Annotated in this window: 12 protein-coding genes and 1 riboswitch; of the genes, 7 read left to right on the top strand and 5 right to left on the bottom strand. The window is 70.5% G+C overall.

The features are described from left to right. Positions 1–236: 236 nt before the first annotated feature. Entirely contained in the window at positions 237–1,685 is a 1,449-nt protein-coding gene (locus tag ACIRPU_RS23970; protein ID WP_355705140.1) for a gamma-aminobutyraldehyde dehydrogenase, read from the bottom strand. 164 nt (positions 1,686–1,849) lie between these two features. Between ACIRPU_RS23970 and ACIRPU_RS23965 the strand changes: the two genes are divergently transcribed. The 7 genes from ACIRPU_RS23965 to ACIRPU_RS23935 all read left to right on the top strand — a co-directional run bounded on the left by ACIRPU_RS23965 (position 1,850) and on the right by ACIRPU_RS23935 (position 8,834). Further along, positions 1,850–2,368, top strand: a complete 519-nt coding sequence (locus tag ACIRPU_RS23965; RefSeq protein WP_020128673.1) for an Lrp/AsnC family transcriptional regulator — start codon at positions 1,850–1,852, stop codon at positions 2,366–2,368. Positions 2,369–2,387: 19 nt separating this feature from the next. Continuing rightward, the gene (locus ACIRPU_RS23960; RefSeq protein ID WP_384112771.1) at positions 2,388–3,752 is read left to right on the top strand and encodes an aspartate aminotransferase family protein; all 1,365 of its coding nucleotides are present in this window, start codon (positions 2,388–2,390) and stop codon (positions 3,750–3,752) included. A 216-nt stretch (positions 3,753–3,968) separates the two neighbouring features. Further along, positions 3,969–4,712: an ABC transporter ATP-binding protein gene (locus ACIRPU_RS23955; protein ID WP_403870542.1), complete on the top strand. Its 744-nt coding sequence runs from the start codon at positions 3,969–3,971 to the stop codon at positions 4,710–4,712. After that, positions 4,694–6,172 (top strand): hypothetical protein, encoded by a 1,479-nt coding sequence (locus ACIRPU_RS23950; RefSeq protein WP_403870539.1) that lies wholly within the window; start codon positions 4,694–4,696, stop codon positions 6,170–6,172. Before ACIRPU_RS23955 ends, ACIRPU_RS23950 begins: the two co-directional genes overlap by 19 nt. A gap of 193 nt (positions 6,173–6,365) precedes the next feature. Beyond that, positions 6,366–6,785 carry a VOC family protein gene (locus tag ACIRPU_RS23945; RefSeq protein WP_355705144.1) on the top strand — a complete coding sequence of 140 codons (420 nt, stop codon included), beginning with the start codon at positions 6,366–6,368 and terminating at the stop codon, positions 6,783–6,785. Between the two features lie 35 nt (positions 6,786–6,820). Beyond that, on the top strand, positions 6,821–7,948 hold the full coding sequence (locus ACIRPU_RS23940) for an LOG family protein (protein WP_403870536.1): 1,128 nt from the start codon (positions 6,821–6,823) through the stop codon (positions 7,946–7,948). Positions 7,949–8,111: 163 nt separating this feature from the next. Then, positions 8,112–8,834: an LAETG motif-containing sortase-dependent surface protein gene (locus tag ACIRPU_RS23935; RefSeq protein ID WP_403870533.1), complete on the top strand. Its 723-nt coding sequence runs from the start codon at positions 8,112–8,114 to the stop codon at positions 8,832–8,834. 109 nt (positions 8,835–8,943) lie between these two features. Here ACIRPU_RS23935 and ACIRPU_RS23930 read toward each other — a convergent pair whose 3' ends face one another. From ACIRPU_RS23930 to rlmN, 4 genes are all read right to left on the bottom strand, one after another. After that, positions 8,944–9,963 carry an ABC transporter ATP-binding protein gene (locus ACIRPU_RS23930; protein WP_403870530.1) on the bottom strand — a complete coding sequence of 340 codons (1,020 nt, stop codon included), beginning with the start codon at positions 9,961–9,963 and terminating at the stop codon, positions 8,944–8,946. After that, entirely contained in the window at positions 9,964–11,634 is a 1,671-nt protein-coding gene (locus ACIRPU_RS23925; RefSeq protein WP_403870527.1) for an ABC transporter permease, read from the bottom strand. It lies immediately after the preceding gene. Further along, positions 11,610–12,686, bottom strand: a complete 1,077-nt coding sequence (locus tag ACIRPU_RS23920; RefSeq protein WP_403870523.1) for a thiamine ABC transporter substrate binding subunit — start codon at positions 12,684–12,686, stop codon at positions 11,610–11,612. The genes ACIRPU_RS23925 and ACIRPU_RS23920 overlap by 25 nt, the downstream gene beginning before the upstream one ends. A gap of 90 nt (positions 12,687–12,776) precedes the next feature. Further along, positions 12,777–12,882, bottom strand: a riboswitch (TPP riboswitch). A gap of 54 nt (positions 12,883–12,936) precedes the next feature. Next, entirely contained in the window at positions 12,937–14,043 is a 1,107-nt protein-coding gene (rlmN, locus tag ACIRPU_RS23915) for a 23S rRNA (adenine(2503)-C(2))-methyltransferase RlmN (protein WP_355705150.1), read from the bottom strand. Between the last annotated feature and the right edge of the window lie 783 nt (positions 14,044–14,826).

Raw genomic sequence — 14,826 nt, 5'->3', positions numbered from 1 at the left:
GCGCAACCCGACACCCTGTCGATCACCGGTCCGGCAAACGGCGAACGGAACGGCCCCCGGTCCAAGAACCGAGGGCCGAACCCCCCAAGGGGCCGCGCGAAACCACACGCCCACTCAAACCCCTTAGGGGCGCGGGGAACTGCGCGACCAGCCACAGCGCACCCGCACCCGCACCGCACCGCACCGCACCTACAGCGCGGACCCCGCAGACCGAACCCGCCCCACCCCGCGGAGCGTCACGCGTCGAGGGACGTCATGACGTGCTTGATGCGCGTGTAGTCGTCGAAGCCGTAACCCGACAGGTCCTTGCCGTAGCCGGACTTCTTGAAGCCGCCGTGGGGCATCTCGGCGACCAGCGGGATGTGGGTGTTGATCCACACACAGCCGAAGTCGAGCTTCTTGGACATCCGCATCGCGCGGCCGTGGTCCTTGGTCCACACCGAGGAGGCCAGGGCGTAGTCGACGCCGTTGGCCCACTCGACCGCCTGGTCCTCGTCCGTGAACGACTGGACGGTGATGACCGGCCCGAAGACCTCGTTCTGGATGATCTCGTCGTCCTGCTTCAGCCCGGAGACGACGGTCGCGGCGTAGAAGTAACCCTTGTCGCCGACCCGCTGTCCGCCCGCCTCGACCTTGGCGTGGGCGGGCAGCCGCTCGATGAAGCCGGTGACCTGCTGGAGCTGGTTGGGGTTGTTCAGCGGGCCGAAGAGCACGTCCTCGTCGTCCGGCTGCCCGGTCTTCGCCTCCGCCGCGGCCTTCGCGAGCGCGGCCACGAACTCGTCGTGGATGCCCTCTTGGACGAGGACGCGGGTGGCCGCCGTACAGTCCTGGCCGGCGTTGAAGAAGCCCGCCACGGAGATGTCCTCGACGGCCTTGGCGATGTCGGTGTCCTCGAACACGACGACCGGCGCCTTGCCGCCCAGCTCCAGGTGGACGCGCTTGAGGTCCTTCGACGCCGACTCGGCGACCGACATGCCCGCGCGCACGGAGCCGGTGATGGAGGCCATCGCCGGGGTCGGGTGCTCGACCATCAGCCGGCCGGTGTCACGGTCGCCGGTGACGACGTTGAAGACGCCCTTGGGCAGGATCGCACCGATGATCTCGGCGATCAGGACGGTGGAGGCCGGCGTGGTGTCCGACGGCTTGAGCACCACGGTGTTGCCGGCCGCGATCGCCGGGGCGAACTTCCACACGGCCATCATCATCGGGTAGTTCCACGGCGCGACCTGCGCGCAGACGCCCACCGGCTCACGGCGGACGATGGAGGTGAGGCCCTCCATGTACTCGCCCGCGCTGCGCCCCTCCAGCATCCGGGCCGCGCCCGCGAAGAAGCGGATCTGGTCGACCATGGGAGGGATCTCCTCGGAGCGGGTCAGCCCGATCGGCTTGCCCGTGTTCTCCACCTCGGCCGCGATGAGTTCCTCGGCCCGCTCCTCGAACGCGTCCGCGATCTTCAGCAGGGCCTTCTGACGCTCGGCGGGCGTCGTGTCGCGCCAGCCCGGGAACGCCTCGGCGGCGGCGGCCATCGCGGCGTCGACGTCCGCGGGGCCGGACAGCGGCGCGGTCGCGTACGCCTCGCCGGTCGCGGGGTTGACCACCTCGGTGGTCCGTCCGTCGGCGGCGTCCCGGAACTCGCCGGCGATGTAGTTGCGTAGCTTGCGCAGCCGTCCCAGCTCGGTGCTCACTGCCGGCCCTCCAGGTTCGGTGTCCATTGACTGAGACACCCACACTAATCCTTGCCCCGACGTTTTCAACACCCCTGATCCCACCAAGGCTGCGGAATCCGCAGATCTCCCTCACGTAAACAACGAATTTCATCGCCGCGGCCTTGCGGAACTGTCGAGACGTCGTGCACAGTGAGGCCGTGGCCAGTCGAAGCGCAGAGCACAGGGACTCCCGCGAGTCCAGGAACGGCAGCACCCCTCACCTGGATGCCGTCAGCCTCGCCATCATCCAGCAGCTCCAGGAGGACGGCCGGCGGCCGTACGCCGCGATCGGCAAGGCCGTCGGCCTCTCCGAGGCGGCCGTGCGCCAGCGCGTCCAGAAGCTGCTCGACCAGGGCGTGATGCAGATCGTCGCCGTCACGGACCCGCTCACCGTGGGCTTCCGCCGGCAGGCGATGGTCGGGATCAACGTCGAGGGCGATGTCGAGTCCATCGCGGAAGCGCTGACCGACATGGCGGAGGTCGAGTACGTGGTGATGACCGCCGGCTCGTACGACATCCTCGCCGAGATCGTCTGCGAGGACGACGACCACCTGCTGGACGTCATCAACAAACGCATCCGTGCCCTGCCGGGCGTGCGCTCGACCGAGAGCTTCGTCTACCTGAAGCTGAAGAAGCAGACCTACATGTGGGGAACCCGATAATCGTGAGGACCCGATAACCGTGAGCACCAAGGACCTCAGCCGCACCGCGTACGACCACCTGTGGATGCACTTCACCCGCATGTCCTCGTACGAGAACTCGCCCGTCCCGACCATCGTCCGGGGCGAGGGCACCTACATCTACGACGACAAGGGCAAGCGCTACCTCGACGGTCTCGCGGGCCTGTTCGTGGTCCAGGCAGGCCACGGCCGCGTGGAGCTCGCGGAGGCGGCGTTCAAGCAGGCTCAGGAGCTGGCGTTCTTCCCGGTGTGGTCCTACGCCCACCCGAAGGCCGTGGAGCTCGCCGAGCGCCTCGCGGACCACGCGCCCGGCGACCTGAACAAGGTCTTCTTCACCACCGGCGGCGGCGAGGCCGTCGAGACCGCCTGGAAGCTCGCCAAGCAGTACTTCAAGCTCACCGGCAAGCCGACCAAGTACAAGGTCATCTCCCGCGCGGTCGCCTACCACGGCACCCCGCAGGGCGCCCTGTCCATCACCGGCCTGCCGGCCCTCAAGGCCCCCTTCGAGCCGCTCGTCCCGGGCGCGCACAAGGTGCCGAACACCAACATCTACCGTGCCCCGATCCACGGCGACGACCCGGAGGCCTACGGCCGCTGGGCCGCCGACCAGATCGAGCAGGAGATCCTCTTCGAGGGCCCGGACACGGTCGCCGCGGTCTTCCTGGAGCCGGTCCAGAACGCGGGCGGCTGCTTCCCGCCCCCGCCCGGCTACTTCCAGCGCGTCCGCGAGATCTGCGACAAGTACGACGTCCTGCTGGTCTCGGACGAGGTCATCTGCGCCTTCGGCCGCCTGGGCACGATGTTCGCCTGCGACAAGTTCGACTACGTCCCGGACATGATCACCTGCGCCAAGGGCATGACCTCGGGCTACTCCCCGATCGGCGCCTGCATCATCTCCGACCGCCTGGCCGAGCCGTTCTACAAGGGCGACAACACCTTCCTGCACGGCTACACCTTCGGCGGCCACCCGGTCTCCGCGGCGGTCGGCCTCGCCAACCTCGACCTGTTCGAGCGCGAGAACCTCACCCAGCACGTGCTCGACAACGAGGGCGCGTTCCGCTCGACCCTGGAGAAGCTGTACGACCTGCCGATCGTCGGCGACGTCCGCGGCAACGGCTTCTTCTACGGCATCGAGCTCGTGAAGGACAAGCACACCAAGGAGTCCTTCAACGACGAGGAGACCGAGCGCGTCCTGTACGGCTTCCTCTCCAAGGCGCTGTACGACAACGGCCTGTACTGCCGTGCCGACGACCGCGGCGACCCGGTCGTCCAGCTCGCCCCGCCGCTGATCTCCAACCAGGAGACGTTCGACGAGATCGAGCAGATCCTGCGCGCGACCCTGGCGGAGGCGTGGACGAAGCTCTGATCGGCAGCGACCGCAGAGTGACCGTCAGCCTGATCAGCTGATCAACACCGGCCCCGGTGTCGACCGTTCGAGTGAGAAACGGCGACCCGGGGCCGTGTGCTGTCCGGGCTTCCCCTCCCGGCTGCCTAGCGTGCGAGTGACCGATCGGCCCTGTCTTCGTTCCCCCGCACGGGGGATTGGCACGGGAACCACAGATCTGAACCGAGGTGTACGCCCATGGAGGCCCCGCCGGACAACGACGTGCTGTGGGCACGCTCCCTGTACTTCACGCACCGCGACGGCTCACCGGCGCTCGGCGGTGTCTCGCTGGGCGTGCGGGAGGGCGAGATCCTCGCCGTCAGCGGCCCGCGCGGCAGCGGCAAGACGACCCTGCTGCACTGTCTGTCCGGCCTGGTGCCCGCCCAGCGCGGCGAGGTCTGGTTCAACAGCGTCCCCGTCCACACGATGGGCCCGATGGCCCGCGAACGGCTGCGCCGCAACCGCTTCGGCTGGATCGACCCGGCACCGGTCCTCGTCCCCGAACTCAACGTCTGGGAGAACGCGGCCCTTCCGCTGATGCTGCGCGGCACCAGCCGCCGCCGGGCCAAGGTCGCCGCGCTGGAGTGGCTGGACCGCCTGGACATCGGCGACAGGTCCCGGAGCCGCCCGCACGAGCTCACCCAGGCCGAGCGCCAGCGGGTCTGCATCACGCGCGCGCTGGCCCCGGCCCCCTCGGTCCTCTTCGCGGACGAGCCGACGGCCCCCCTGCACCGCGCGGACCGGGCCCATGTCCTGCGCACGCTGACCTCGGCGGCCCGCTCCCACGGCATCACCGTGGTGCTGGCCACCCACGACCCGGAGACCGCCGCCCTCGCCGACCGCACGGTGACGCTGATGGACGGCCGCCGGGTGAAGACGGTCCATCTGCCGCCGGTCACGGAGCCGGAAGGCCGGGGGGCCGCGTGCTCGCTCTCCGTCTGACGCGCAGCGCCCACCCCGCCGTCCAGCTCCGCCGTCTCCTGGTGGCGACGGCCTCGGCGGGCACCGGCTTCCTCCTCCTGTGCACCCTCGGCCGCGCCCTGACCCACCCCGAGGCGCCGGCCGCGTCCGTGCTCCGCCTCGCCTGGTGCTCGGTCCCGCTGGCCGCGACGGTCTACTTCGCCCTGGCGGTGGCCCGCACCGACCCCGGCACCCGTCCGCGCCCCGGCCTGGCGGCGATCGGCCTGGGCCCGGCCCGCCTGATGGCCGTCTCGGCGATGACGACGGCCCTGTCGACGCTGCTCGGCTCCATGCTGGCCCTGCTGCTCTTCCTGCATCTGCGGGGCGACCTCACGGGCATGCCGTTCGACGGAGCGGCCGACGACTTCCTGGCCGCGGGCCAGCCCCTCCCGCTGCCCGCGTCCCTGACCCTGCTGGCACTGGTCCCGGTGATCTCGTCGGTCGCGGTGGCCCTGATGCTCCGCCCGAGGGACACGCGCGTGGCGGCCCAGGCGGCCCCGACGATGTTCGGCCGGTTCGGCGCGCACGGCAGGACGGGGCCGGGCGACAGGTTCGGCGAGTACGGCCGCTTCGGGGCGAGGACGAGGAGCGCCCGCCCGACGCGTCCGGCTGCGGACGCCCCCCTCGCCGAGACGGCTCCCGAGACGGCTCCCGACCTCACGGCGAACGGCATCCCGTCAGCACCGCGCACCACGACCCTGCCCGCAGCCGCAGCCGCAGCCGCAGCCCTGGTCGACGGTACGGCGGAGACCTCCGCCGACGGCCTCCCCGAAGCACAGGCACCGACACAGGCACAGAGGCAGGCACAGACACCGACGCAGGTACGGACGCGCCCGCCCCACCCCACCGCCCTCCCCTGGGGCATGGCCCTCCTCGCCGCCGGACTGGCCGTGGAGGCGTACGCGAACCGCACCGCGAACCCCAGCACCCTCCCCCTGCCCGGCGGCCTCCCCACCGGCCCCGCCGCGGTCCTCCTCGGCTGGACCCTGACCGCCGTGGGCCTCGCCCTCGCGGGCCCCGGCCTCACCCACCTCTGCGGCCGTCTGCTGCAATCGGCGCGCCCCGGCGCCCTCCGTCTGCTCGCGGGCCGCGGCCTGATGCAGGAGGCGGACCGTATCGGACGGCCGCTGGGCGTGGTCTGCGCGGTGGCGTCCGGCGCGTTCACGATGGCCGCGCTGTACGACCCGGCCGACCCGGCCTTCGGCCCGCTCACCACCCTCGGCGCCCTGGTCGTGGCGGGCTGCACGGTCGCCACGCTCCTGACCGCGGCCGTGGAGGCGCGGCAGGTCCGCGCCGACACCACCGCCGCGCTGCTCCGCCTCGGCGCCCCGGCGAAGACGCTGCGCAGCGCCGCCGCCCTGCGCACCGGCGCCCTGCTCGCCCTCTTCGTCCCGCTCACCCTGATCGTGGCCGAACTGGCGGCCCTCCCGCTGACCCGCTGATCCACTGCCCCGTCGGGCGTCGGCCCGCTGACCAGCCGGCCCACTGACCAGCCGGCCCACTGACCCGTCGGCCCCCTGAAGCCCGCCGGCGCACAAAAAAAGATCCCCGCCCCGCGATGAGTTCCGCAGGGCCCCCCGGTCTACCCCACCGAACGCCCCACACCAGCAGAGCGAATCCCCTGGGAGAGACCCGATGACCACCCCGGCCTATCAGCAGATGATCTTCGTGAACCTGCCCGTGAACGACCTCGACGCCTCGAAGAAGTTCTTCACGGAGCTCGGCTACACGATCAACCCGCAGTTCAGCGACGACAACGCGGCATCCGTGGTGATCAGCGAGACGATCGTGGCGATGCTGCTCACCAAGCCGTTCTACTCGACCTTCACCAAGAAGGAGATCGCGGACGCCTCGAAGACCAGCGAGGTCCTGATCGCCCTGAGCGCGCAGAGCCGCGAGAAGGTCGACGAACTCGTCGAGAGGGCGCTCGCGCTGGGCGGTTCGCCGAGCGGCGAGACCCAGGACATGGGCTTCATGTACGGCCGTTCCTTCGACGACCTCGACGGCCACACCTGGGAGGTCGTCTGGATGGACCCCTCGGCCATCGAGAGCTGACCCACCGCTCGTTCGGCGCTGCCTAGCATGGGCGGGTGCATCCGACGACACCCGCCCAGCCGTTCGACGGCTCCCACGACCGTGAGATCGAGTCCCTCGCCGAGTTCGACGAGGTGGTCGCCGCCCACGGCACGCTCTCCCACTTCCGCGTCCAGTCCGTCGACCTGACGGCCCGTACGGACGCCCTCCTCGCCCTGGACACCTCCGGCGCCGTCTTCCTCGGCTGCCCGATGGACCCGGCGGCGGCCACGAAGTCCCGCGCGAGCGGCGCCCTGGTCTTCCCGCCCGTACCGGGTCTGTCCTTCGACCCGTACCGCGGTTTCGTCTACTCCCCCGACGAGTTGTTCGCGTCCCTGGACGAGGGCTACGAGGCGACCCCGGACGCCCTCACGTACGCGTGGTTCCAGCGCACGAAGGCGGACGGCGACATATTCGGCTCGATGCTCCGCTCGATCCACGACGACGCCGTCTCCGACGCGCTCGACGAACTCCTCGTCGGGGAGCGCGTGGTGGGCGTCATGGGCGGCCACGCCATGGCGCGCGGTACGGAGGCGTACGCCGGCGCGGCCCGGCTCGGCCGTGAACTCACCCGGGCCGGGCTCATGGTGGCGTCCGGGGGCGGACCCGGCGCGATGGAGGCGGCGAACCTCGGCGCGTACGCGGCCCCCTTCGACGACGAGATGCTCACCGGCGCCCTGCGGATCCTGGCCAAGACACCGAAGTTCACGCCCTCGATCACCGAGTGGGCGAAGGCCGCCTTCGAGGTGCGTGCCGGTTGGCCGGGCGGCGGCCCCTCGGTGGGCATCCCCACGTGGTTCTACGGCCATGAGCCGCCGAACCCGTTCGCCGCGCATCTCGCCAAGTACTTCTCCAACGCCACCCGTGAGGACGGTCTGTTGGCCCGCTGCACCGCGGGTGTGGTGTTCCTGCCGGGCGCCGCCGGGACCGTACAGGAGATCTTCGACAACGCGACGCCCAACTACTACGGGTCGCGGGGCGAGCCGACGCCGATGGTGCTCGTGGACCGGGAGCACTGGACGCAACGGCTGCCCGCCTGGCCGCTCTTGCGGTCACTCGCCCGGGAGCGGTCCATGGAGTCCCGTATCGCCCTCGTTGACCGGATCGAGGAGGCTCCGGAGGCGTTGAAACGTCTCGGTGGTTAATAAGCGGGCAAAGCCAGCCGCTCAGAGGGGTCCCCGCATTGACACTTCTTATGGAACGCTTATAGACCTGTGATTCTGATGGGGATGGTGACGCACTCGGCTCACCCGGGGGCGCCATCTCCCCCTCCACCCCCCGCAGTTGCGCTTCCCGTAAAGGACAAACGTGTCCCTTTCCCGCCGTACCGCCGCCCGTTCGGTGCGCATGCTCGGTGTCACCGCCGCCTCCGCCGCCCTCGCGCTCAGCGCCGCCGGCACCGCGCTGGCCTGCGACATCAGCGAGTTCTCCGCCTCTGCCGCCTGTGACGGCGCGAAGGGCGTCATCACCGTCACCGACAAGGACCCGACGGGCGTCCCGGCCGAGATCACCGTCTTCCTCGAGAACAACGGCGCCGACCTGAGGCAGGTCGGCGCGGCCCAGACGGTCGAGGGCTCGAACAAGGGCGTCACCATCTCCTTCGCCGAGGACTGGGAGCCGGGCGCCATCTACCGGATCCACGTGAAGGCCGTCAAGAACAAGAAGGTCCTCGTCGACAAGGACATCGCCGGCAACCTGACCACGCCGTCCGCGGCCTGCAAGGCCGACGACACGTCCGCCCCGAGCACCACCCCGTCCTCTTCACCGTCGGACACCACGACCACTCCGCCGCCGGCCGAGACGATCACCCCGTCCGCGTCCGCGTCCCCGTCCGACTCGGCGAGCGACAGCGCCGCGCCCGCGCCGTCCGCGAGCAACGCCCCGTCGGCCGCCGCCCAGGAGTCCAACCTGGCCGAGACCGGCGCGAGTTCCAACACCGGTCTGATCGTCGGCATCGCGGCCGTCCTGGTCGCCGTGGGCGGTGGCGCGGTGTTCTTCGGAATGCGGCGCCGCGGGTCCAGCCAGCGCTGACCCGCACGACCGACCGGCCCGACCGACGCATGTGTGCGGCCCGCCCCTCTCCGGGGCGGGCCTTCCGCATGTCCCGCGCCCCCGGCCCGAGTTCGCCCTGTGCCGGCGGTCAGTCCAGTACGACGGTCTCGGTCGCGTCGAAGGACACTCCCACCATGCTCCCGACCTCCGGCGCTTCCCGCAGCGTGCACGCCGCCTCCAGCCTCGGGGCGCCCTCCGGCTGGAGGTGTACGGCGACATGGGTGCCCCGGAAGGTACGGGCGGCCACCGTGCAGCGCAGTCCCTCGTCCGCGCCCACCAGGCGCACACCGGCGGGCCGGACGAGCAGCGTGCGCGCCCCCTGTCCCGACCCGGCCGGCACCGGCACCTTGCCCCACGGCGTGACCGCGGCCTCCTCCGTGACGGTCGCCTCCACCACGTTGTCGAAGCCGAGGAAACGCGCCACGAACGCGTCCGCCGGCCGCTGCCACACCTCGAGGGGCGTGCCGGACTGGGCGATCCGCCCGTCCCGCATCACCACGACCCGGTCGGCGAGCGCGAACGCCTCGCCCTGATCGTGGGTGACGGCGAGCACGGTCGTCCCCAACCGGCCGAACAACTCCCGGAGTTCGACGACCAGGCGCTCCCGCAGCGACCGGTCGAGCTGACCGAGCGGCTCGTCGAGCATCAGCAGCCGGGGCCGCGGCGCGAGGGCCCGGGCCAGCGCCACCCGCTGCTGCTCCCCACCGGAGAGCGCGGCCACCGCACGGCCGGCGGCGCCCGGCAGGCCGACCAGTTCGAGCAACTCCGCCACCCGCTCGCCCTGCCGGGCTCTGGGCATGCCGTGCATCCGCAGCCCGAAGGCCACATTGCCGCCCACGTCCCGCTGCGGGAACAGCTGATGATCCTGGAACATCAGCCCGAGCTCCCGCTTGTGCGCGGCCACGCCCGCCTGGTCGCGCCCGTCGAGCAGCACCCGCCCGGCGTCCAGCGGCTGGAGCCCGGCCACCGCCCGCAACAGCGTGGACTTGCCGCTGCCGCTCGGCCCCAGCACACACACCACCTGGTGCTCGGCGACGGCGAGATCGACGGCGTCGAGCACGGGCCGCCCACCGAACCGCACGGTCGCGCGCTCCAGTTCCAGCAGCATCTACAACTCCCCCGTCCGGTCGGTCCGCAGTCGCTCCAGCACCAGCAGGGCCACCACGCACACCACCATCAGAATCGTCGAAAGGGCCATCGCCTGGCCGTAGTTGAGCTCGCCTGCCCGCCCCAGCAACCGCGCTACGGCGACCGGCAGCGTCGGGTTGTCGGGCCGCGCGATGAACACCGTCGCCCCGAACTCCCCCAGCGACACCGCGAAGGCGAACCCGGCCGCGACGAGCAGCGCCCGCCACACCATCGGCAGGTCGACCTCCCGCCACACCCGCCAGGGCGACGCCCCGAGCACGGCCGCCGCCTCACGCAGCCGTTGGTCCACCGCCCGCAGCACCGGCAGCATGGTCCGTACGACGAAGGGGACGCCGACGAGCGCCTGCGCCAGCGGCACCAGGATCCACGTACCGCGCAGGTCCAGCGGCGGCTCGTCGAGCGCGATCAGGAAGCCGAAGCCGACGGTCACCGCGGAGACGCCCAGCGGCAGCATCAGCAGCGCGTCGAAGCCGCGGACCAGCCGTCCGGCGTCCCGTCGGGTGAGCGCCGCCGCGGCGAGCCCGCCGACGGCCACGGCGATCGCGGTCGCGGTCGCGGCGTACTCGAGCGAGTTGCCGATCGCCTCGATCGGCGGGACCAGGAAGACATTGCCGTCGTCACTGGTCAGCGCCTTGTAGTAGGCGAAGTCGGGCGCGTCCAGCGAGCGCTGCGCCAACACCGCCAGCGGCAGCACCAACAGCACGGCGATCGTGCCGAGCACCCCGGCGAGCAGCGCCCACTGCCCGGCCCCGCGCGGTCGCCGCGCCGTCACCGACGGGTCGACCAGCCGCAACGCGGTCTCCCGCCGCCGTACGGTCCGGGCGTGCACGGCGAGGATCGCGCCGACGGCCGCGAACTGGACGATCGTGAGGACGGCGGCCGTGGACAGGTCGAAGATCTCGGAGGTCTGCCGGTAGATCTCCACCTCGAGGGTGGAGAAGGTGGGGCCGCCGAGGATCTGCACCACTCCGAAGGAGGTGAAGGTGAAGAGGAAGACCATCAGCGCGGCGGCCGCGACGGCGGGCCCCAGGGCGGGCAGGGTGACCGTGCGCCACGCCGTCGGGCGGGACGCGCCGAGCATCCGCGCCGCCTCCTCCTGCCGGGGGTCGAGCTGCGACCACAGCCCGCCCACCGTGCGTACGACGACCGCGTAGTTGAAGAAGACGTGCGCCAGCAGGATCGCCCACACCGTGGTGTCCAGCCGTACGCCCCACAGGTCGTCGAGCAGTCCGCCGCGTCCGACGAGCGCCAGGAACGCCGTGCCGACGACGACCGTCGGCAGCACGAACGGGACGGTGACGACGGCGCGCAGCACCTGCTTGCCCGGGAACTCCAGACGGGCGAAGACATACGCGGCGGGCAGCGCCACCAGGAGCGTGAGCGCGGTGGAGGCCAGCGCCTGCCAGGTGGTGAACCACAGGACGTGCCGGATGTCGGACTGCGCGAGCACGTCCCACAGCCGCCCGAAGCGCAGGCCCCCGTCGGCGCCGAGTCCCCGGGCGATGATCGCGGCGACCGGGTAGGCGAAGAAGACCGCGAAGAACGCGACGGGCACGGCCATGAGCCCGAGCCGCGCCGCGTTCCCCGCGCGGGCCGCGCGCCGGGTCACTTCAGTACGAGCGAGGTCCATGACTTGACCCAGTCGTCACGGTTGTCGGCGATCTTCGCCGGGTCCAGGGTCTCGGGGTCCTTGGCCTGCGGCCCGAACCGCGTGAACTCCGCCGGGACCGCGGCCCCCTTCCGGACCGGGTAGACGAACATGTTCAGCGGCATGTCCTGCTGGAACTCCGCGGTGAGCAGGAAGTCGAGGAGCGCCTTGCCACCCTCGGGGTTGGCGGCGTTGCTCAGCAGACCCGCGTACTCGACCTGGCGGAAGCAGGTGCCGGTGGAGACGCCGGTCGGGGCGGTGGTCGGCTTCGGGTCGCCGTAGATCACCTCGGCGGGTGGCGAGGAGGCGTACGAGACGACGAGCGGCCGGTCGGCCCCCGCCTTCTTGCCGCCCGCGGACCCGGAGAACTCCTCGTTGTAGGCCTGCTCCCAGCCGTCGACGACCTTCACGCCGTTGGCCTTCAGCTTCTTCCAGTAGTCCGCCCAGCCATCGTCGCCGTACTTCACGGCGGTCCCGAGGAGGAATCCCAGGCCCGGCGAGGAGGTGGCGGCGTTCTCGGTGACCAGCAGGTTCTTGTACGCGGGCTTCAGCAGGTCGTCGAAGGAGGCGGGCGGGGTCAGCTTGTGCTCGCTGAAGTACGCCTTGTCGTAGTTGACGCAGATGTCGCCGGTGTCGACGGGCGTGACCCGGTGCTTGCCCTGATCGGTCCGGTACGCGGGCAGGACCTGGTCGGCGCCCTTCGCCTCGTACGACTGGAACAGCCCGTTGTCGAGGGCGCGCGACAGGAGCGTGTTGTCGACGCCGAAGAAGACGTCGCCCTGCGGGTTGTCCTTGGTGAGGATGGCCTTGTTGACGGCCTGACCTGCGTCGCCGTCCTTGAGGACCTTCACCCGGTAGCCGGAGCTCTTCTCGAAGTCCGCGAGCACGCTCTTGGAGACGGCCCACGAGTCGTGGCTGACGAGGGTGACGGTCTTGGAGCCCGCCGCGGAACCGTCGTCGTCCGACGATCCGCAGGCGGACAGCGTGACGAGGCCGAGGCCGACGGCCGCGGCCACGAACGTCCTGGTGTGCACTGGATTCCTCCTGGGGTTGACCAGGAAGAGACGCGGCCCTGCCCGGACGCCCGCGGAAGGTTCCGCCGGTGCCCGGGCAGGGCGCAACAGCTTGAGTGATGACCGAACTTCCTACCCAGAATGACCTGGGCAAGGTTCAGAGGGTCTGCGGACTCTCCCGCACTCTCAGCGCTGTGGCGCTCCCCTGTCGGAATATGAAGATGTATCGATACGGATGTACTGATACCCGATAGCTGATATCGGGGTCAGACTACCGCTCGGTGGCCGCGAGCTGACCGCACGCCCCGTCGATCTCCTGACCACGGGTGTCCCGGACCGTGACGGGCACCCCGTGCGCGGCGATCGCCTCGACGAACGCCTTCTCGTCCTCGGGCCGCGAGGCCGTCCACTTCGAGCCCGGCGTCGGGTTCAGCGGGATGAGGTTGACGTGCACGGGCTTGCCGCGCAGCAGCCGGCCGAGCCGGTCACCACGCCAGGCCTGGTCGTTGATGTCGCGGATCAGCGCGTACTCGATGGACAGCCGGCGCCCGGACCGCTCGGTGTACTCGAACCCGGCGTCCAGCACCTCGCGCACCTTCCACCGCGTGTTCACGGGGACGAGGGTGTCACGCAGCTCGTCGTCCGGCGCGTGCAGGGAGATCGCGAGCCGGCACTTGAAGCCCTCGTCGGAGAACCGGTGGATGGCCGGCACAAGCCCGACCGTCGACACGGTGATGCCCCGCTGCGAGAGCCCCAGCCCGTCCGGAGCCGGGTCGGTGAGCGCGCGGATGGAGCCCACGACCCGCTTGTAGTTGGCGAGAGGCTCGCCCATCCCCATGAAGACGATGTTGGAGAGCCTGGCAGGACCCCCGGGCACCTCCCCGTCCCGCAGCGCCCGCATCCCGTCGACGATCTGATGCACGATCTCGGCGGTGGACAGATTGCGGTCCAGCCCCGCCTGTCCGGTCGCGCAGAACGGGCAGTTCATCCCGCACCCGGCCTGCGAACTGATGCACATCGTCACCCGGTCCGGGTAGCGCATCAGCACCGATTCCACGAGCGTGCCGTCGAACAGCCGCCACAGGGTCTTGCGGGTGGTCCCCTGGTCCGTCGACAGATGCCGTACGACCGACATCAGGTCCGGCAGCAGCGCCTCACGCAGCTTCTCGCGCGCACCGGCGGGGATGTCGGTCCACTCCGCCGGGTCGTGCGCGTAACGCGCGAAGTAGTGCTGCGAGAGCTGCTTGGCACGGAACGGCTTCTCACCGATCTCCGCCACGACCTCCTTCCGCTCGGCGGGCGAGAGGTCGGCGAGGTGCCGCGGCGGCTTCTTGGCTGCGCGGGGGGCGACGAAAGTAAGTTCTCCGGGTGCAGGCATAACACGTCCAGTGTGGCAGATCATCTCCGGGGCCCCAGGCCAGAGCAGCGTGGGGGTGGTCACCCATGGGCACCGCCCGTCAGCGTTGGCCGACCTCGCACGGCCCAGGGACGGCCCAGGGGCGGCCCACCCGATGGCACCATGCGCCTACTGGACACCGGCGGCTTCCTATAGGTCAAGGAAGTCCCATTTACTTCCCAAAACCCATCACAGGGCTGCAAGCTTGCCGTTCCAGAAGCCGAACTCCCAGTCATTCTCTGGCAGCAAATCCTCCCTTCCGTACTTCTTTTCCAGCCGCTCGCGACCTTTTTTCCTACGTCCGGATCGTCGGGCTTCTCGGTTATGCGAGCGATATCGCGCGTATACCAGATGCGATCAAAGTATCCCTCGTCAGCATCCAAGATTTCGAGGAGCTTCCCACCGCTCACCGACCGATCGGGCACGTGGGGCTCGCTAAGGACTCCCCACCCCTTCGGCGTCCCGAGGTCCCCCTTGGGCCTTGGTCGGCTCCCCCAAAGCCTGTGAGGCCTTGGCTCCGGCGTCCGCTCATGGGCCCGTCGCCGCTTCGGCGGACGGTGGAAGTGATCGGTGACCGCGCCTGTAAGTATCGCCGCACCCATGATCAACAAGAGAATGGAGAGGAACCGTAGCCCCCCCTCGCCGTATAGGGCCTGGTAGCCGAACCAAGCTACGCCGATACAGTTCATCAGGCCGTTGCCGAGTCTCCTAAAGCCGGATCCATGCGCACTCCCGAGTCAGATATGCCCGAAACCGAGCCTCCTG

Source organism: Streptomyces sp. NPDC102259, assembly GCF_044766465.1.
Classification (GTDB): domain Bacteria; phylum Actinomycetota; class Actinomycetes; order Streptomycetales; family Streptomycetaceae; genus Streptomyces.
The sequence above is the reverse complement of the archived record's forward strand: the minus strand, read 5'-3'. Positions and strand labels throughout refer to the sequence as shown.